This window comes from Blastocatellia bacterium (assembly GCA_025055075.1).
GTDB lineage: Bacteria > Acidobacteriota > Blastocatellia > HR10 > HR10 > HR10.
Genome location: JANWYV010000054.1, coordinates 24,773 through 42,903 on the forward strand (window position 1 = coordinate 24,773; position 18,131 = coordinate 42,903).

Sequence of the window (18,131 nt, forward strand, 5' to 3'; positions counted from 1 at the left end):
TTGAGAAGAGGGCGGCTCGACAGAGGAGATCACCTCTGTAACCGAGGCGATCCGAGATGAGTCGCTCGTGTCGTTCCCTTGCGATCGCCGCACGGATCATCCGTTGTTCATTTGCGCTCTCGAGCCGGGGAACGAGTCCGCCCATCACGGGCGGACCTTGACAGATTCGGTGCGAGTGCGTAGCCTGTGTCATTTACACAGGCGAGGCGATTCATCGCGATTGATGTTCGGTGAGGGAGAACGGGTTGTTCGGAGCGAGTTCTGGTGGAAGACGAAATCTCACGCCTGCGGGCGCGAGATTTCTTTTAAGGAGGAGGACGATGGCATACGCCACTAATGCCGTCGAGGCGGAAACGCGAAGTTATGTGACTGGATTGCGCTGTCGGGTGTGTCGCGCGACATATCCGGAGCAACCCGTGGCGATCTGCGAGGAGTGCTTCGGTCCTCTGGAAGTGGAGTACGATTACGATGCGCTCGCGCGCGTGATTTCCCGCGAGCGCATCCTCTCGCGTCCGCCGACGATGTGGCGATATTGGGAACTGCTGCCCTTGAATGCGCCGCCGCGCGTGGGAGTCGAGACCGGAGGCACGCCGCTCGTGCCCGCTCCTCGCCTGGGCGCCGCGCTCGGGTTGAAGAACCTCTTCCTCAAGAACGACGGCGTGTGTCATCCGACGCTCTCCTTCAAGGATCGCGTCGTCGCCGTCTCGCTCTCCAAAGCGTGCGAATTCGGCTTCGATACGGTGGGGTGCGCTTCGACGGGGAACCTGGCCAACTCGGTTGCAGCCAATGCCGCGCGCGCGGGATTGAAGGCCTACATCTTCATCCCGGAGACGCTCGAACAGGCGAAAATCCTCGGCACGCAGATTTACGGGGCGCGCGTGATCGCCATTCGCGGCACGTATGACGATGTCAATCGCCTCTGCAGTGAGATCGTTTACACCTTGCCCTGGGGATTGGTCAACGTCAACCTTCGCCCCTTCTATTCGGAGGGCTCGAAGACGGTCGGATTTGAGATCGCCGAACAACTGGGCTGGCGCGCTCCCGACGCGGTGGTCGTCCCGATGGCCGGAGGTTCGCTCCTGACGAAGATTCACAAAGCGTTTGGGGAGCTACAGCGCCTTGGTCTGATCCCGCCGACCCGCACCCGCCTATTCGGCGCTCAAGCGAGAGGGTGTAACCCGATCGTCGCCGCCGTCAAAGAGGAGAGCGAGACGATTCGTCCGGTGAAACCGCGGACGATCGCGCACTCGCTCGCTATCGGTGACCCGGCGGATGGCTATTTCGCCGCGCGAGCGATTCGCGAGAGCGGCGGTTGGGCCGAAGACGCCACCGATGAGGAGATCCTCGAAGGCATCCGCTTGTTGGCCGAGACGGAAGGGATTTTCACGGAGACGGCCGGAGGGGTGACCGTCGCCGCGACGAAGAAGCTCGTCGAGCAAGGGTGGTTGGCCCCTGATGAGACGGTCGTCTTGGCCATCACCGGCAACGGCCTCAAGACGACGGAGGCCCTCACAGCATCGCCTCCTATCGCTATTGCTCCGAAGATCACTGAAGTCGAACGATTGCTCCGAGAGGGAATATGAATCTCTGCCAGCAGGAGGGGGGAGACGATGAGCGTGACGGTTCGGATTCCACAACCGCTCCGACGCTTCACGGAGAACCGGGATGTGATCGAACTGTCGGCCGGAACTGTCGGCGAGGTCCTGGAACAGTTAGAGCGACAGTATCCGGGCATCACTGAGCGCTTGCGCGAACCCGATGGGCAGCTTCGACGGTTCGTGAACATCTACGTGGATGGCGAGGACATTCGCTTTCTGAGCGGACTGGCGACAGAGGTGCGAGATGGCACGGAAGTCTCCATCATCCCCGCCATCGCGGGGGGGAGCGGGCACTTCCTCCTTCGCTGACCCGGCCCCGTGCGCTCGCACGCGGCCGATGGAGATCGAGCCTGAGGAATTGAAGGCCCTTCTGGAGGAACGTCCGGAGGCCATCCTTCTGGTGGATGTGCGACAGCCGGACGAACATGCCTATTGCTGCATCCCCAGCTCGCGGTTGATCCCATGGCCCGAGCTTCCGTGGCGCGCGAGCGAGTTGAATCCGCGTGCTGAGATCGTCCTCTATTGCTATCAGGGCGTGCGAAGTGCGCTCGCCGCGGCTTGGCTCGCGGAGCTGGGGTTCGAACGCGTTCGAATTCTGCGTGGTGGGATCCGAGCGTGGGCTGCGCGCATTGATCCCTCGCTTCCACAGTATGGAGCGCATAGCGAGGAATTGACGGAGGAAGGGAGAATCCGATAGTTTCTTCGATCGGGAGGGGCATGAATCGAGAGAAGTACTCGCGGCAAATCCTCTTTCGAGAGATCGGCGAAGCGGGACAGGAGCGCTTGCTCCAGAGTCGCGCCGTCATCATCGGCTGCGGAGCGCTCGGCGCCGCGCAGGCGGAGATGCTCGCGCGCGCGGGCGTGGGGTTCTTGCGGCTGGTGGATCGCGATTTCGTCGAGGAATCCAACCTGCACCGACAGATCATGTTCGAGGAACGCGATGCTGCGGAACGGCTCCCCAAGGCGGTCGCGTGCGCGCGGCGCGTTGAGCGCATCAATTCCGATGTGCGCACAGAGGTCATCGTCGCCGACGTGAACTACAAGAACATCGAACGGCTGATCGCCGATGTGGACGTCGTCCTCGATGGCACGGACAATTTCGAGACGCGTTATCTCATCAACGACGCGTGCGTCAAACACGGGAAGCCTTGGATCTACGGCGCGGCCGTTGGCTCCTATGGGCTCACGATGACGATTCGTCCGGGCATCACGCCGTGCTTGCGGTGCGTGTTCGAGAAGATCCCTCCGCCCGGATCTTCTCCCACCTGCGATACGGCGGGCATCATCCTTCCCATCATCCTCACCATCGCCTCGATCCAGGTGACGGAGGCGCTCAAGCTGCTCATCGGGCGCGTCGAGAAGCTACACGAAGGGCTGATTCAAGTGGACGTGTGGGAGACGTCCTTCCATCGCGTGAGCCTGCGCAAAGTGCGCGAGAGCGCCGATTGTCCGGCCTGCCGTCACCGGCGGTTCGAATTCCTGGAAGCAAGCGTGCGGCAATCGGCTCTGACGCTGTGCGGACGGAATGCCGTTCACATTTCGAGTTTCGGCGACGCCTCGCTCGATCTGCGAGAGATCGCCGAACGCTTGAAGCCGCTCGGGGAGGTGACACTCAAAGAGTTCCTCCTCATCTTTCGTGTGAACGGCTATGAACTGAATCTCTTTCCGGACGGGCATTGCATCGTCAAAGGGACGGAGGATATGGCGCTGGCTCGAAGTCTCTACGCCCGATATATCGGGATTTGAGGCTCCTCGAACGCCGCGGCTTGACCTTCCCTTGCCCGAGACTCGATGGATGCGTATTATTGTGCCGCCATGGTTCACCAATTGGGAGGAACGGCGATGCGGAAAGGTATGGCGGGCATTCTCCTCGCCCTTCTGATCTTCTCTGCTGCTCCGGCACAAACATTACCACTCCTCACCGACGCGGAATATCGTTATCTCGTCAATGAGATCTCCGGCGACATCGCCTACGAGCACATCCGATACTTCACGCTCTTCCACCGACCGCGAGGAGGAACGGAAGGATTGATGCGCGTGGCGGAATATGCGGAGCAAAAGGCGCGGGAATATGGCTTGGAAGACGTGAGGTTGATCAAGCAGCCATATCCGCTGGAGGCGTGGAAGGTGCGACGTGCGGAGCTGTGGATGATCGAGCCGGAATGGCAACGCCTGGCCGATTTCTTGCAGACCCATGTCCATGTGGCTGACAACAGCCGCTCAGCCGACGTCCGCGCGGAACTGGTCGATGTCGGAGCGGGCTTGGAAGAAAAGGATTACGTCGGGAAGGACGTGCGGGGGAAGATCGTCCTCGCCTATGGATCGCTCGATCGCGTGATGGAGGAAGCCGTGTGGAAGCGCGGCGCGTTGGGGATCGTGTATTATCCCGATCCTTCGGCGACCGAATATCCGCTGAACAGCATCAATTTCCCCGATCAGATTCGATGGGTGCGCATCCCCCTTCGAAGTGCGGATGGGAAGGAAGGGACATTCGCCTTCTCGCTCTCACTTCGGCAAGGCTTGATGCTGCGTCGGCGGCTCGCTCAAGGACCGGTCAAGGTTCATGCGCGGATCGAAGCTGAAGTGCTTCCGGAGAAGTGGCAGGTCATGGTCGAGGGGTTCATCCGTGGCACTGAGATCCCGGATCAGGATATCGTGCTGACGGCGCATCTGCAGGAGGAGAAATTCTCCGCCAATGATAATGCCAGCGGATGCGCGGGCCTTTTGGAGATCGCGCGCGCGCTCACGAAATTGATTCGCGAAGGGAAAATTCGACGACCGCGCCGCAACATTCGCTTCTGGTGGGTAACGGAGATCTCCGGCCCACGACAATACTTCGCCGATCACCCGGATGAGCCGCGACGAATGCTCGTCAACATCAATCTGGACATGATCGGCGCCAATCAGGGACAGGACTTGCTGCGGGTTCAGAACATCACGCGCGTTCCCTTCTCGCGCAGCCACTTCCTGACGGATGTCGCCGAGCGCGTCGTTGAATTCGTCGTCACCAGCAATACCTCGCAGTTAGCGCAATTCCAAGCGGGATCGCCTTTTCCTTATCCTAAGCCGATCCTCGCGCATCTCGGAACGCGCCATCGCTACAACGCGCAGATGATCCCCTTCCACAACAACACCGATCACATGACGTTCAACGAAGCGCCGATCGGCGTTCCAGGGATCACCTTCACCAACTGGCCCGACAACTATATTCACACGACGGACGACGACCTCTGGAACATCGATCGCACGCAATTGCAGCGGAATACGTTCGCTGCCGCCGCCATCGCCTACTTCATCGCCTCACTTGACGCGGAACGCGGGCGCATCCTCGCAACGGAGGTCTTCACGCGAGCGCTCGAGCGGATGGCCTTCGATGAGCGCCTGGCTTTCGAAATGGTCTTGCACGAGCCGGACAAGACGTTCGCCTTCGGGCGCGCTCGAAATCAGATCCTCCAAGCCGCAGCACGCGAACGCCTGGCGCTCGAGTCCATCCTTCGCCCGGTCCCCGAAGCCCGAGGGCTCGTCGAACACTTCAAGACCATGCTCGCAGAGAGAGAAGCCCAAGCGCTCTCGAATTTGGAGCGATACTATGTGAAGATCACGGGACAAGCGCGCGCTCCTTCGCTCGTCCGCTCTCCGAAGGAGGAAGAATTGGCGCGGAAGATCCCCGTCCTCGCCGCCGGGCCAGCCGAATTCTTGGAGCGGCGTCATCGCGTCCGCAACGTGGAGGGCTTGCACCCACTGATGGCCTTCGAGGTGCTCAATTTCATTGATGGCTCGCGATCGGTCCTGGACATCTACAATGCTGTGGATGCGGAAGCACGCCGCGCCGGAGCTCACTACTATGGGACGGTGACGCTGGAACGCGTCGAACACTATGTGCGAAATCTCATCGAAGCCGGGCTTGTCCGGTGGAAGCTATGAGCCGATCCGCCGGAGCGATGCTGATCCCCTCTCCGCTACTGGGATGGGTCTTCGGAAAGGAGGTGCGCACGTATGCAAGAAGTTCGAGTCGTCCTCGCCGATGAACGGCTCTTCGTCGGTCACTCGCCGAGTGGTCGGGCCATCGTCATTGACGCTGACCGAGAGCGGGACAGCGCTCCGGGCCCCATGCAGTTACTCTTGCTCGCCCTGGGCGCGTGTACGGGCACGGATGTCGCGACTATTCTGAAGAAGAAGCGGCAAGTGGTCACGCATTACGAAGTGCGTGTCTCCGCCGAACAGCGCGAGGAGTATCCCCGCATCTGGCAGGACATCGTCGTGCGACACATCGTGCGCGGGCGCCAGATCTCTGAGGGAGCTGTGCGAGAAGCCATCCGCCTCTCTGAGACGAAATATTGCAGCGTCTCAGCGATGCTCGGTGCTGCGACGACCGTCACCATGACCTACGAGATCCAGGAGGAGGAAGTGGCCTCATGAGCGCGGCGTCTCAGGAACATCGGAAGATCGTCGAGCGTCCTTCCGAAGACGCGCGCCGTCCTTTTCCTGATCTCCCGCCCCCGATCTTCGTCGTGCAAAAACATCACGCTTCGCGTTTGCACTACGACTTTCGTCTCGAAATCGGCGGCGTGCTCGTCTCGTGGGCGATTCCCAAGGGGCCGTCGCTCTCGCCGCGGGAGCGACGATTGGCCATTCAAACGGAGGATCACCCTTTGGGATACGCGACGTTCGAGGGAAAGATCCCGCCGGGAAATTACGGCGCCGGGACCGTCATCGTGTGGGATTATGGGCGCTGGGAGATGTTATCGCCGGACCAGGATCCGATGCGCGCGCTGCGGGCCGGGACGTTGAAATTCGTCCTGTACGGGCGAAAACTGCATGGCCGATGGGCGCTCGTTCGCTTGAAGGGGCGCACGGAAAAGGAATGGCTCCTCATCAAAGAGCGCGATGAGGAGGCGCGCGAAGCACCGGCGATCACGGAAGCGGAACCGCGCTCGGCGCTCTCCGGGCGCACGCTGGAAGAAGTCGAGCGAGATCCGAACGCCCCCGTGCTCTCGTGCCACGATTTCGGATGAGGCCGAAGCACTTGACGCTATGGCCGAAGCGTATTCTAATTCGCACGGTGCCGATGCGACAGATTCGGCGTGAGCATGACCGGCACGAGGACCGGGACGCGATCGTTCCGGTCGCAGTGGGAAGAGTCCGCGTCGTTGTCCCCGGAGGCCCCGGCATTCGTCCCAAGTCTTTCGGATGGACGCGACGCACCATTGCACAGGATCGAGCTGAGGGAGCGACCTATGCACAGCTACTTCCGGATCGTGAGCGAGTTGGATCGGCTCTTGAAGAGCACGTTGCCCCCGGATCAATGGGATGCGCGTGTCGCCGAGTTGGCACGACGGATCGAGCGCGAGGACACGCGCATCATCCCGCTTTTATTCAAGAAACTGCGCAACACGCGAGATTCGGAACTCGCCTCCCTCATCGTCTTCGTCATTGAAAAACTCGAGGATCCCACAGTTGTCGAAGGCGTCCTGGAGCTCATGCGCGATCCCTCGGTTGCGGACGAGGTCAAGATCGAGCTTCTTCCCTTCCTCCTCCGCCACGGGATAGATCTCTCCTCCCCGAGCCTCGCCGCTACCTTCAATGATCCGCAAGGGATCATCCATACGCTCATCGAGTGGCTGTTGGATGGCCTGGAGAACGACGAGAACGCTATCGGTTCGATCGTCGAGAATCTCGGGCAATGGGATCGGACATCGCAGCGACGATGGTTGAGCTATTTCGGCGAGAGAGGTGATGAACGAGCGTTGCCGCTTCTGGCCACGGTGGCCGAATCCCACGATGCGGAACTAGCACGGATGGCCATCGCGGAGATCGCGCGCATTCCCTCAGGGCGCGCCGTTTTCGTCCTGGAGACGCTCTTCAATCACCGTCAGACGTTACGGGGAGAGATCGAGCGCGCGCTGCGGAAACTGCGGACCGCGGGGTTCGCAGCGCAGCCCTTGTTTCCCGCGATCGGACGGGTGCGAGAATGCTGGCTCACGCACATTGACGGTTATGGGAGTCAGCTCCTGCTGATCGCTCGCGAAGGGGAAGGCGGCCGATACGAAGTGGCGTTGTTCATGTTGAACGAATGCGAGGGGATCAAAGAATGCTATAGCGTTCGAAAGCTCACTGAGCGCGCGTATCGCCACGCCGTGACCATGCTGCATCGCGAGATGCCGCTTATCCCGGTGAGCTACGATGACGCGCGCGCGCTCGTCTGCGACGCTCTCTTCGCCGCGCGACGCCATGGTGCGCTCATCTGCCCGGAATTCGCCTTCCGCCGGCGGATCTTCGGGGAGGATGATCTCACGCCGAAGGAATATCGTCCGGAATTTCCGCGATTCCTACTGACAGAAGTGCGTCGGCATCGCGCGGAGCTTTTGGCGGCCTCGGATCGGTTGCTCACTGTGCTTCCCTTCTCCGAATGGTGGTTCGATGTGCCCGCCGCGCACGACTTCGTCGTGCAGGAGGGACTCCATCGAGCGCGTGGTCGCCTCCGCCTATCGCGGAAGACCGTGCGCGCGTTCGTCGAGAAGGTGCTTGAACCTCACCGCGAGCTGTTGATCCGGAGATTCGCGCTGACGGCCAAACTCTCGCTTCACCTCGCCCGTCGTCGGAATGTCTCCCGGGCGATTTGGGAGACGACGTTGGCCCTTTGGGATGCCTCGCGCGATCGGCGGCGATCGCTTTGGCGTATCCCCTTCTTCTCCAAATTGGCGCAAATGACGATCGAACAGGTGATGGCGGAAATTGATCATCCGATCGCCCCATCGTCTTAATCTGAGTCTCGGGAGGTCGCCATGCCGGTGAAATCGGACAAGTGGATTCGTCGGATGGCTTTGGAATACGGCATGATCGTCCCCTTCGAGGAGCGCTTGATTCGCGAAGTCGAAGGTCGGCGGATCATCAGCGCGGGCCTCTCCAGCTACGGGTATGACATTCGCCTCGCCAAGGACGGCTTCTTCATCTTCTCTCCGATCAAGGGGCGAGAGATTGATCCCAAGAACTTCGACACGAGCAGCCTGATCGAAGCCCCGTTGCGCACGGCCGAGGACGGATCGCAGTATTGGCTCTTGCCTCCGCTCTCCTACGCTCTCGGCGTCACAGTCGAGACGTTCAATATTCCGCGGCGGGTGATCGGCCTGGCCTTCGGCAAGAGCACCTATGCGCGCTCGGGAGTCATCATTAATGCGACGCCGCTCGAACCCTGTTGGCGAGGCCGCTTAGTGCTGGAGATTTCGAACTCCGCCGATCTCCCCGTCCGTATCTACGCCGAAGAGGGCATCGGACAGATCATCTTCATCGAGAGCGATGAGGAGTGCGAGGTCTCGTACGAAGACCGACAGGGGAAATACCAGGATCAAACCGGATTGGTTCCGCCGAAGGTTTGAAGACAATGTTCCTTATTCGCCTCCCTCAATGAGGGCGGCAGCCAGAAGCGGGATCAAAATCTCATGATGCCCCGTCAAGGCAAAGCCGCGGCCTACGCCGGCGACCGGACGTCGCACGACGTTCGTCATCGGGCGGTAGTGTTGGATGAAATCGAAGTTCGCCGTCGTGATGTCGTGGAGTTTCACGCCGAGATTGCGCACGACGGTGACGGCTTTTAAAAAGACTTCGGGCAACATCACAGCGGAGCCCACGTTGAGATAGACGCCGCCGCCCTCCATCTCTCGCACAAGGGAGCAGAAGAGGCGGAAATCGCGATGGCTGGTGGCGCCAATGGCCTCGCCGCTTGCCGAAGGATGAATGTGCGTGATGTCCGCGCCGAGGCTAATATGTACGGTCATCGGCACGCGCTCGGCATACGCGGCATAAAGGAGCGAGAAGGTCTTGTAGGGAGGATCGAGCCGGTACAAAGCACGCCCGATGGCCTCGCCCATCCCCAGGCCATCCCGAAACCCCTCGCCAATGGCTTCATTGATCAAGCGGCCCGTCTCCTCAGCCATGCCAAATCGCCCCTCTCCGAGCGATGCTTCCACATCCTCGGAAGTCGCTCCGCAAAGCGCGATCTCGAAATCATGAATCACCCCGGCCCCCGTCATGGCCACACCGGTGATCATCCGCCGCTGCACAAGATCAATCAGGATCGGCGCCAGACCGCATTTGATGACGTGTCCCCCTAGGCCCATAAGGACTGGCTTCCCTCGCCGCCGCGCCCGCTGAATGCTCGCGACGATCGCTCGAAAATCCTCCCCAGCGAGTATGCGTGGAAGGCTATCGAGAAAGGTCTTCAGCGATGTCCCTGGTTTATAGGGCCGCGCGAACTCGCGAATCGTGACCTTACTCGGGCGATCGGCGAGGCGATAGGTGCGAAGCGGTGTGAGATCAATCGGACGTTGCTCGTAGATGCTCATCCGACGACCGCCCAGCGAAGGAGGAGGGACTTCCCCCCTCCCCGAGCGAGAGATTCACCGTGATCTCGGCAGGATCAGCTCGCGGTCCAGCACCATGCCGATCTCCGTCCCCGACGGGACTTCGACTTCAGCCCCTTTGCGCAGGAGCGCAGCGGCTGTGCCCAAGCCCGCACCGACGGCTGCGCCGATGCCTGCCCCTTTCCCTCCACCCGCAGCAGCGCCGATGACAGCTCCTACACCGGCGCCGCCACCGATGAAGACGACGTCGCGCTTGATGGATGAGCCGCCCTTGACTTCTCCTTCCTCCCCAACCTGGCGCTTCTCTCCCTCAGGGGTCTCCAAGCTCGCGAGCGAACCGTAGATCTTATACTTCTGCCCCGATGGGAGCTGAAGCTCCTCGAACGTGACGGCGATCGTACCGCTTCGCCGCCGCGCCGCTCGCGTGACAGAAGTCACGCGCCCGGTCACGATGCTTCCGACGGGCACAGCTACTACATCACCGACGACAACAGGAGCGATGACTTCCGCCATGAAGGTGTCTCCCTTCTGGGCCGTCCGAGAGCTGAGCCCCTGTCGCAGTCGCAGCCGAAAGAGCGTATCCACGGGAACTCGAACGCTTCCCTGCGCAGCCGCGATGCCCAGCGGGCGAGCGGCTTCCCATTTGCTCACGGTGAGCGGCCCAGCCAAAAGCGCGAATGTGGGTATCAAACCAAGTGCCATAAAGCGCTTCATCATCGTTTCCTCCTCATGGTGAAGTGAAACGCCACTATCTTTAGATGCGTCCTGAGCCTTCTGCGACGTCCCACCGAGGGAGAATTCCCCTCGCGGCTCACGGCGTGATGAATTGTCGCGCATTCTCCGGCGTGATGATCACTCCGCGGGCGACATGGCCCACCGAGGGCAATCGCGCCGGTTGCCCATTGATCGTCACTTTCAGAGCAGGAACGCTCCCCACTGACAAGCGTACCTGTTTCCTCGGTGTGAACGTGCGGACATCGCCAGCGCGCAGCATCTCCTGTCGAGGCTTGGGCTCATCGTCCACTTGAACCGAGATCCAACAATTCCCCGTCGCCTCCAGCCGGACCTCCAATGGAGTGGCAGGTACGCTCGGGACTTGCTCGCGAGAAGCGGCAGCCGCAGCCCCCTCCAAGCTCACAGAATCCGATGGAGCTACTGGAGCGACGTCAGAAGAAGACACCGATGGGGTTGCCGGCGTGGGAACCGACTCTGGGAGGCGAGTTGGTTCCTGCTCCTCGGGAGAAACAACGGGTGCGCGACTCGCTCTCCAGCTCTCCCACAACTGCTTTCCCTCTCGCTGCCAGTAATGCCACCCCCCATATCCGCCTAGCGCCAAGACCCCCACAACGAAGAGGACGACGACGACCCGAGTCCAAAAGATGGAGCGCGCGCGTTCGGCCGCTACGGTCGTGAAGGGGTATCGTGGGACGTCCTCTCGTACCTGTCCCGTTTGTTCGTAATATCGGGCGATCGCTTCCTCCTCATCCATCCCCACATGACGGGCATAGGTGCGAATGAAGGAACGAGTGAAGAGTCCTCCCGGCAGGGACTGAAAGTCATCTTCCTCGATGGCACGGAGGAAACGCACGGCCACCCGCGTGGCATTCGAAATATCCTCTAATTCGATCCCTCGGGCCTCGCGACGGCGCTTCAATTCTTGGCCGAGCGTCAGCCGTTCCGTTTGCATTTCCCCTCTCCAACGCTGTTAAAATATGCCGTGCCCCCCTTGAGCTGTCAAGCACCCGCTCCGCGACGCAAGCGCTCGATGAAAATTGGCGGGAGCGTTCGCGCTCGTCCCTCCCGATCCACGACAACGTGGACCGTCTCTCCTTCGGCAAGCTTCCGCCCATCCTCTCCGAGGATCTCGTAGCGAAAGCTCAACGAACGCTTGCGCGTTTCCCCGAGCCAGGTGCGGATGATGATCTCATCGTCGTAGCGGGCTGGCGCTAAATACCGACACCGCGCCTCGACCACGACCAGGTAGAGTCCCCATTCCTCCTCAAGCTGCCGATAGGCGAACCCGCGCTGTCGACAAAACTCGCTACGTCCAACCTCGAACCAAACGAAATGATTCGCGTAATAGGCCACGCCCATTTGATCGGTCTCCGCATAGCGCACCCGCGTCGCCACTTCGACCGGATCTCGACGCCCCTCATCCATGCCCATTTCTCCTCGCGAAAGCCGACGTTTGACAAACCCTCCGACTTCGGTTACAAACGAAGTGAAATGTAGAGCGAAAGGCACGAAGATGTCAAAACGAAGCTCCATCTCGCCTCTCTCACGACGCCGAATCGCATGGGTGACTGGGTGCTTCGCGCTCCTTTTGCTGTCAGCCGCCTCTTCTCCAGATCGGCTCTCGGCCTTGAGGCAGACGACTCGCCCGAGCGCTTTGAATGTGGTCGAGGAGGTTCTGGCCGAAGTCAGCCGTCTTCGCGGGCTCTCGGTGCGACATCCAGTCAAGGCCGGCATCCAATCCCGCGCGGAGATCGAACGCCATCTGGTGGAAGATTTGAACGAGCGGATCTCTCCTGAAGAATTCGATGCGGCGGCGAAGGTCCTCATCGCCTTCGGCCTGGCACCGCGTGGGTTCGACTATCGCGATCTCCTGCTGCGGATTTTGACCGAGCAGGTCGCCGGATACTATCGCCCGAAGACGAAGACGCTCTATCTGGCCGATTGGCTGACGTTCGAGGAACAACGTCTGGTCATGGTGCACGAGTTGGTCCACGCCCTTCAAGATCAGCATTTCAACCTCGCGCGCTTCGAAGACGGCCCGAAAGGCGAGAGCGATCGTGATCTCGCCGTGCATGCATTGATCGAGGGCGAGGCCATGGGGGTGATGCTCACCTATATACTGAAGCCCCAGGGCCTAGATTTGACTTCGATCCCCGTCCCTCTCACAGCCATTTTCGAGCAGCTTCAGGCGATGGACGACGATCGCAGTCGAGTCCTGCAAAGCGCTCCTGCGGCCGTGCGTGAGAGTTTGCTGTTCCCCTACACCTATGGGACGGCCTTCGTCCAATATCTCGTGCGGCGGGAGTCATGGACGCGCGTCTCCCGCGCATATGCCGATCCGCCGGATTCGACTGAGCAAATCCTTCATCCGGAGAAATTCTTCTCCCGCGATCGCCCCATTCGCATCCGCTTGAACGAGATTCGTTCTCTTCTTGGTCGGTCCGTGCGGAAGCGGATGGCTGATCGTAACGGCGAATTCGGATACCGCCTCATCCTTCAGGAGTACGTGGACAAACGAACGGCCGAACGAGCGGCGGAAGGATGGGAGGGAGACCAATTCGCGCTCTACGAGGACGCGCGCACAGGACACCTCATCCTCGTTCACCTCTCCACGTGGGAGAGCGAGGCCGAGGCTCGCGAGTTCGCTGATGCATACGGACGTCGCACGATGCGCCGCTATAAGATGGCGCGCGAGATCCCTTACGGGCTGGAGGCGTCGGGGCGAGCATGGGAGACGGATCAGGGGCGCGTCTACATCGAGCGTCGTGGAGCAGACGTGCTCGTCGTGGAGGGCTTGCCGAACCAATTAGCGGATCGCTGGCCTCGATTGCGACGCATCTTGTGGACGAGCCGCAAGCTCGCTCCACGAGAAGAAGGGATCCGCGAGCGCGCCCTGGCAATGCCGCCTCGTGTGATCCCCATCTCAGAGCAGCGCGAGACTCGATGAGAGGGCCATATGCCTCGATCCGTGGGGTCCGTTCTCACGCTCCTCCTCCTCGCAATGCCCTCGCTTCCCTTCTCGACAAATGAGCGGCAAGCGGAGACTTCGGCCGCTGATCCCGTCTATCTCGCCTTGCGCCAGATGCAACCGGGCGAGGAGCGTGCGAGCGTCGAGGAAATGGAGCTGCGGCGCGATGCTGGTCACTTCTTCTTCCATCGCGGGACGTTCTATTTCTTCGCGCCAGTGATGGGGCGCACGCTCGGAGCTATCTTCGTGGGCGAAGGGACATTCACGCTCTCCCCTTCACTTGAGGTCGAGCGACAATTCCTCGCCCATCTGACAGGCACTAGCGAGTTGCGCGAGCCCTTCGAGGAGGCGATCCTCTACTTCACCGACAGGACGGGAGAAGAGCTGCGCCGGCATCTCACAATCACTCGCGCCCCACCGTCGAAACCGATCGCAGATCGAATCCGCGAGCATCAACGGGTGGTGCGGCGTCAGCTCAAGCCCGCGCTCGAATTGCGCCTGCTGGCCGATCTCTATGCGCCACAGCGTGAGGGTTTCTTCCTCTGCTTCCTGAAGGGGAAGAAGCACCCGAAGCTCGTGTTTGGCGTAGATCCCCTTGGATTCGCCCCTTCGCTGCCAAGCCCTGAAGAAGTAGGTCTGGCGAGCTATGAGGAGACGACTCAGGGCATCTGGGCGCTCTTTCACCGCAACGCGGAGCGAGCCTCGGCCAACGTTGAAGAGAAAGATCATCGCGAGTACGATCTGACGCAGTATCGCCTCCAGGTCAGCTTGGATCGCGGCGGACGGTTAGACGTCACGGCGGAAGTCACCTTCGTCCCTCTCCAACCGCATCTGCGCGTCATTCGCTTCTCCCTTTTCCCGAAACTGCGCGTCGAACGCGCGTGGGATGCGGCGGGAAATCCCCTCCCATTCCTTCAAGCGGACGAAGAAGAGGGGGAGGCGCTGGCCATAATCTTTCCGGAACCGCTTCCGGTAGGCGTGCCGCGCACCGTGTCCCTTCGCTATGGCGGCAGCGGAGCCGTGCGTCCGAGCGGTCCCGGCAACTATATCCTCATCCCCGAAGCGCGGTCCACCTGGTATCCGAACAACTGGCAAATGCCCTTCGGCGATCGCGCGACGTTCGAGCTCACGTTCACGATTCCACGCGACCATACGATCGTCGCCACGGGGCATCCTCGCGATCGGGATTCGGAGAGGTCGCGCTGGACGAGCGAGTGGCCCACCACGGTCGCGGGGTTCAATTTCGGCCTCTTCCAGACGCGACAGCGGATCGAGGAGGGGATCGCTCTCGAAGTCTACACGAATCCGACTGAACCGGATGAAATCCGCCGCGTGCAATTGCTGGCGGAGCAGTTGGAACGACGAGGCATTCGCCTGGATCTGCCGATGGGGAGTCTGACCACAAGCGGCCTTGCGGAGAATATGCTCATCGAGGCGCTCAACGCGATGCGTATCTTCACCCGCTACTTCGGACCGAATCCCTACGGGCGCATCGCGCTCTCGCAGCAACCGGCCGCGTTCTTCGGACAAAGCTGGCCGATGCTCATTTATCTGCCGTACACGGCGTTCCTGGACGGCACGCAGCGACGCGCACTCGGCTTGCCCGTGCGTTTCTCCGAATTCACGGATGTCGTCGGCGCACACGAGGTCGCCCACCAATGGTGGGGGCATATCGTGAGCTGGAAGACGTACCGCGATCAATGGATGTCCGAAGGCTTCTCGGATTTCTCGGCCGCGCTTTATCTGCAGTTCGCCTTTCACCAGGACCCGGAGCGACGCTTGAAGCGATTCCTCGATTTCTGGAAAAGCCAACGCGAGGTGATCACGCAAAAGGCTTTACTCGGCCTCACTCGCACGAGTCTGGAGCCTTATCGGGTTGGTCCGCTCATCCTGGGCGTGCGCTTGAACACGGGACGAACAAGCGGGGCTTATGAGCGACTCGCATATGCGAAGGGGGCCTTCGTCCTACATATGCTACGCATGATGCTGCGCGATCCGCGCGCTCCCCTGGGACAGGGCGATGACCGATTCATCGCTCTGATGCGCGAGTTCGTCCGCACCTACGCGCATCGCGCGGCCTCGACCCAGGACTTTCAACGGATCGTCGAGAAACATATGACGCCGGAAATGGACCTGGAGGGGAACGGGCGCATGGAATGGTTCTTCCGACAATGGGTCTACGGGACGGCCATCCCGCATTACGTGCTTCACTATCGGATCCACCCAACCCCGGATGGCAAGCATCGGCTTTGGCTCAAAGTCTCTCAAAGCCGCGTGCCCGATGATTTCCGCATGCTCGTCCCCGTCTATCTCGATTACGGCGAGGGGAAGCTCGTGCGCCTGGGTACGGCGACCTTACAGGGGAATGGTTCGGTCGAGACCGAAGTGACGCTGGCAACCCCTCCCCGACGCGTCCTCTTGAACGCCTTCGAAGACGTGCTGTGCACAAAGGAGGAAAAGGCCGCGAAGTGAGTCGCGATTTGCGCCTCCCTGGCCGAGCGGCGTATATTTACATCGTGTCGAATTCGAGAGAGCGAGGGGTGATCATGTCAACGAAAGTGATCGAGCCAATCGCGCGAATCGTGACGTTGGAGGACCTACTGCAAGATGAGACGGCCCTGGCCTATGTCGAGGCGGCTGATGCCGTGCTCGAAGCGATCGGCTATACGGAGCACGGTATCCGACATGCGAAGAAGACGGGGAAATGGGCACGCGAGATCCTGCAAAAACTCGGCTATGAGCCACCGCTGCCGGAGCTGGCGGCCATCGCCGGCTTCTTCCACGACGCGGGCAACGTCATCAATCGAAATGTGCACGCTCAATCGGGCGCGCTCATGGCCATGCAAATTCTCACAGCGATGAAGATGCCACCGCGCTACATCGGCATCGTGATGGCGGCCATCGGCCATCATGACGAATCCGATGGCATGCCCGTGAGCCCGGTGAGTGCTGCGGTCATTATCGCCGACAAGGCCGATGTGCATCGTTCCCGCGTTCGCTTGACCGATCCCAAACAATTCGACATCCACGATCGCATCAACTACTCGGTCACCCGCAGCACGCTCGCTGTGGATCCCGAGCAGCGCGTCATCACGCTGGAGCTCGAGGTGGACACGTCTATTGGGAGCGTCATGGAGTTCTTCGAGATCTTCACCGAGCGCATGATCCTGACGCGAAAGGCCGTCGAATTCCTCGGCTGCCAATTCCGTCTCGTCGCCAATAACGTCGAGCTCCACGGCGCGAGTCGCCGATGAGCGCATTCGTGATTCGCCCCTATGAAGGTCCGATACGGCCAGCAGGAATACGAATTCACCGAGCGCATGAGTGTGCGTGTGTTGCTCGAGAAGCTCGGGGTTCTGCCCGAGACAGTCGTCGTCGTGAGAAACGACGAGATCGTGACCGAAGATGAGTGGCTCGATGTGGAGGATGACGTCGAATTGATTCGCGTCGTCTCCGGAGGCGTCGGGACATGAAATGCCGGAAGTGCTTGAAGAAAGCCATCATCTACATGCCGGAGCACCGACTGGCGCTCTGCTCGGCGTGCTACTCGCCGTGGTTCCTCGATTACACGGAGCGAACGATCCGCAAGTTCAAGATGTTCTCCCGCCGAGACCGCGTTCTGGTCGCTGTCTCTGGCGGAAAAGATAGCCTCTCGCTCTGGCACGCCTTGTGCGCGCTCGGATATGAGGCCGATGGCTTTTACATCGATCTGGGAATCACCGGCAACGATCGCTATTCAGAGCAATCGAAGCAACGTTGTATGGAACTCGCTGAGAAGCTCGATCGGCGCCTGCACATCATCAGCGTCGCCGAAGAGGTCGGCGCGCCAATCCCAGAGATCAAAGACCTCACGGCTCGCGAAGCCTGCTCCGCCTGCGGATTGATCAAACGGTACTTCATGAATCGCTACGCCTTGGAAGCCGAATACGATGTGATCGCCACCGGACATAATCTCGATGACGAAGTCGCCGTCCTCTTCTCGAACGTCCTCAATTGGAATCGCGGGTATCTCGCTCGCCAATATCCGGTCTTGGATGAGCGGGAGGGGTTGAAGAAGAAGGTCAAGCCTTTCGTCTATTTCACCGAGAAGCAAACGACGGTTTATGCGTTGGTGAACCGGATCGCGTACATCCGCGACGAATGTCCGTATGCGCTCGGCGCGACGACGCTGTCGTACAAGGCCATCCTCGCGCAACTGGAGCATCAAGCGCCGGGCACGAAACGGCGTTTTCTCGACGGCTTCTATCAAATTCGCGCGCTCTTCGCGGGAGCCGAGACCACGGCGCTCATCCCCTGCTCGCGCTGCGGTCAGCCGACGACGGCCGACGTCTGCGCATATTGCCGATTGGTCGAGCATGTCCAGCGACGGCGTGGCCTTGTTTCAATGGTCGAGCCACAAGTGACCGTGTCGGAAACAGAGGGTGGAATCGAGCACGAGGAGTCGCCGGTTCTCGATCGGCGATCGTGAGC

General features: G+C 60.7%; 17 protein-coding genes and 1 pseudogene. 14 read left to right on the plus strand and 4 right to left on the minus strand.

Annotated features, from left to right (window positions below; all coding sequences use genetic code 11):
- Window positions 1–320 precede the first annotated feature (320 nt).
- The 9 genes and pseudogenes from NZ746_12520 (at window position 321) to dcd (ending at window position 8,974) form a co-directional block, all read left to right on the plus strand.
- Window positions 321–1,583 carry a threonine synthase gene (locus tag NZ746_12520; protein ID MCS6818181.1) on the plus strand — a complete coding sequence of 421 codons (1,263 nt, stop codon included), beginning with the start codon at window positions 321–323 and terminating at the stop codon, window positions 1,581–1,583.
- Between the two features lie 27 nt (window positions 1,584–1,610).
- On the plus strand, window positions 1,611–1,907 hold the full coding sequence (locus NZ746_12525; protein ID MCS6818182.1) for a MoaD/ThiS family protein: 297 nt from the start codon (window positions 1,611–1,613) through the stop codon (window positions 1,905–1,907).
- A gap of 28 nt (window positions 1,908–1,935) precedes the next feature.
- Window positions 1,936–2,295 carry a rhodanese-like domain-containing protein gene (locus NZ746_12530; protein ID MCS6818183.1) on the plus strand — a complete coding sequence of 120 codons (360 nt, stop codon included), beginning with the start codon at window positions 1,936–1,938 and terminating at the stop codon, window positions 2,293–2,295.
- A 20-nt stretch (window positions 2,296–2,315) separates the two neighbouring features.
- Window positions 2,316–3,344, plus strand: coding sequence for a ThiF family adenylyltransferase (locus tag NZ746_12535; protein ID MCS6818184.1), 1,029 nt, complete (start codon window positions 2,316–2,318; stop codon window positions 3,342–3,344).
- Between the two features lie 96 nt (window positions 3,345–3,440).
- The gene (locus NZ746_12540; protein MCS6818185.1) at window positions 3,441–5,522 is read left to right on the plus strand and encodes a M28 family metallopeptidase; all 2,082 of its coding nucleotides are present in this window, start codon (window positions 3,441–3,443) and stop codon (window positions 5,520–5,522) included.
- A 72-nt stretch (window positions 5,523–5,594) separates the two neighbouring features.
- On the plus strand, window positions 5,595–6,017 hold the full coding sequence (locus NZ746_12545) for an OsmC family protein (protein MCS6818186.1): 423 nt from the start codon (window positions 5,595–5,597) through the stop codon (window positions 6,015–6,017).
- Between the two features lie 86 nt (window positions 6,018–6,103).
- Window positions 6,104–6,502 (plus strand): annotated as a pseudogene (locus tag NZ746_12550) (hypothetical protein).
- A 333-nt stretch (window positions 6,503–6,835) separates the two neighbouring features.
- Complete coding sequence (locus tag NZ746_12555) at window positions 6,836–8,362, plus strand: hypothetical protein (GenBank protein ID MCS6818187.1); 1,527 nt, start codon at window positions 6,836–6,838, stop codon at window positions 8,360–8,362.
- Window positions 8,363–8,383: 21 nt separating this feature from the next.
- Window positions 8,384–8,974: a dCTP deaminase gene (gene dcd, locus NZ746_12560; protein MCS6818188.1), complete on the plus strand. Its 591-nt coding sequence runs from the start codon at window positions 8,384–8,386 to the stop codon at window positions 8,972–8,974.
- A gap of 12 nt (window positions 8,975–8,986) precedes the next feature.
- Here the strand turns inward: dcd and NZ746_12565 are convergent, their stop codons facing one another.
- The 4 genes from NZ746_12565 to NZ746_12580 form a co-directional block, all read right to left on the minus strand.
- A complete protein-coding gene (locus NZ746_12565) occupies window positions 8,987–9,940 on the minus strand; it encodes a deoxyhypusine synthase family protein (protein MCS6818189.1) in 954 nt (317 codons plus the stop codon).
- A 54-nt stretch (window positions 9,941–9,994) separates the two neighbouring features.
- Complete coding sequence (locus NZ746_12570; GenBank protein MCS6818190.1) at window positions 9,995–10,675, minus strand: hypothetical protein; 681 nt, start codon at window positions 10,673–10,675, stop codon at window positions 9,995–9,997.
- A 94-nt stretch (window positions 10,676–10,769) separates the two neighbouring features.
- Window positions 10,770–11,645 (minus strand): DUF4115 domain-containing protein, encoded by an 876-nt coding sequence (locus tag NZ746_12575; GenBank protein ID MCS6818191.1) that lies wholly within the window; start codon window positions 11,643–11,645, stop codon window positions 10,770–10,772.
- A gap of 47 nt (window positions 11,646–11,692) precedes the next feature.
- A complete protein-coding gene (locus NZ746_12580) occupies window positions 11,693–12,118 on the minus strand; it encodes an acyl-CoA thioesterase (GenBank protein ID MCS6818192.1) in 426 nt (141 codons plus the stop codon).
- A gap of 88 nt (window positions 12,119–12,206) precedes the next feature.
- Here NZ746_12580 and NZ746_12585 point away from each other — a divergent pair, with 88 nt between their 5' ends.
- From NZ746_12585 to NZ746_12605, 5 genes are all read left to right on the plus strand, one after another.
- Window positions 12,207–13,640, plus strand: coding sequence for a hypothetical protein (locus NZ746_12585; GenBank protein ID MCS6818193.1), 1,434 nt, complete (start codon window positions 12,207–12,209; stop codon window positions 13,638–13,640).
- Between the two features lie 9 nt (window positions 13,641–13,649).
- Window positions 13,650–16,133 (plus strand): M1 family aminopeptidase, encoded by a 2,484-nt coding sequence (locus NZ746_12590; protein MCS6818194.1) that lies wholly within the window; start codon window positions 13,650–13,652, stop codon window positions 16,131–16,133.
- A 74-nt stretch (window positions 16,134–16,207) separates the two neighbouring features.
- A complete protein-coding gene (locus NZ746_12595) occupies window positions 16,208–16,915 on the plus strand; it encodes an HD domain-containing protein (GenBank protein ID MCS6818195.1) in 708 nt (235 codons plus the stop codon).
- Window positions 16,916–16,936: 21 nt separating this feature from the next.
- Window positions 16,937–17,134, plus strand: a complete 198-nt coding sequence (gene thiS, locus NZ746_12600) for a sulfur carrier protein ThiS (protein ID MCS6818196.1) — start codon at window positions 16,937–16,939, stop codon at window positions 17,132–17,134.
- Window positions 17,131–18,129, plus strand: coding sequence for a TIGR00269 family protein (locus NZ746_12605; GenBank protein ID MCS6818197.1), 999 nt, complete (start codon window positions 17,131–17,133; stop codon window positions 18,127–18,129). Before thiS ends, NZ746_12605 begins: the two co-directional genes overlap by 4 nt.
- Window positions 18,130–18,131 lie beyond the last annotated feature (2 nt).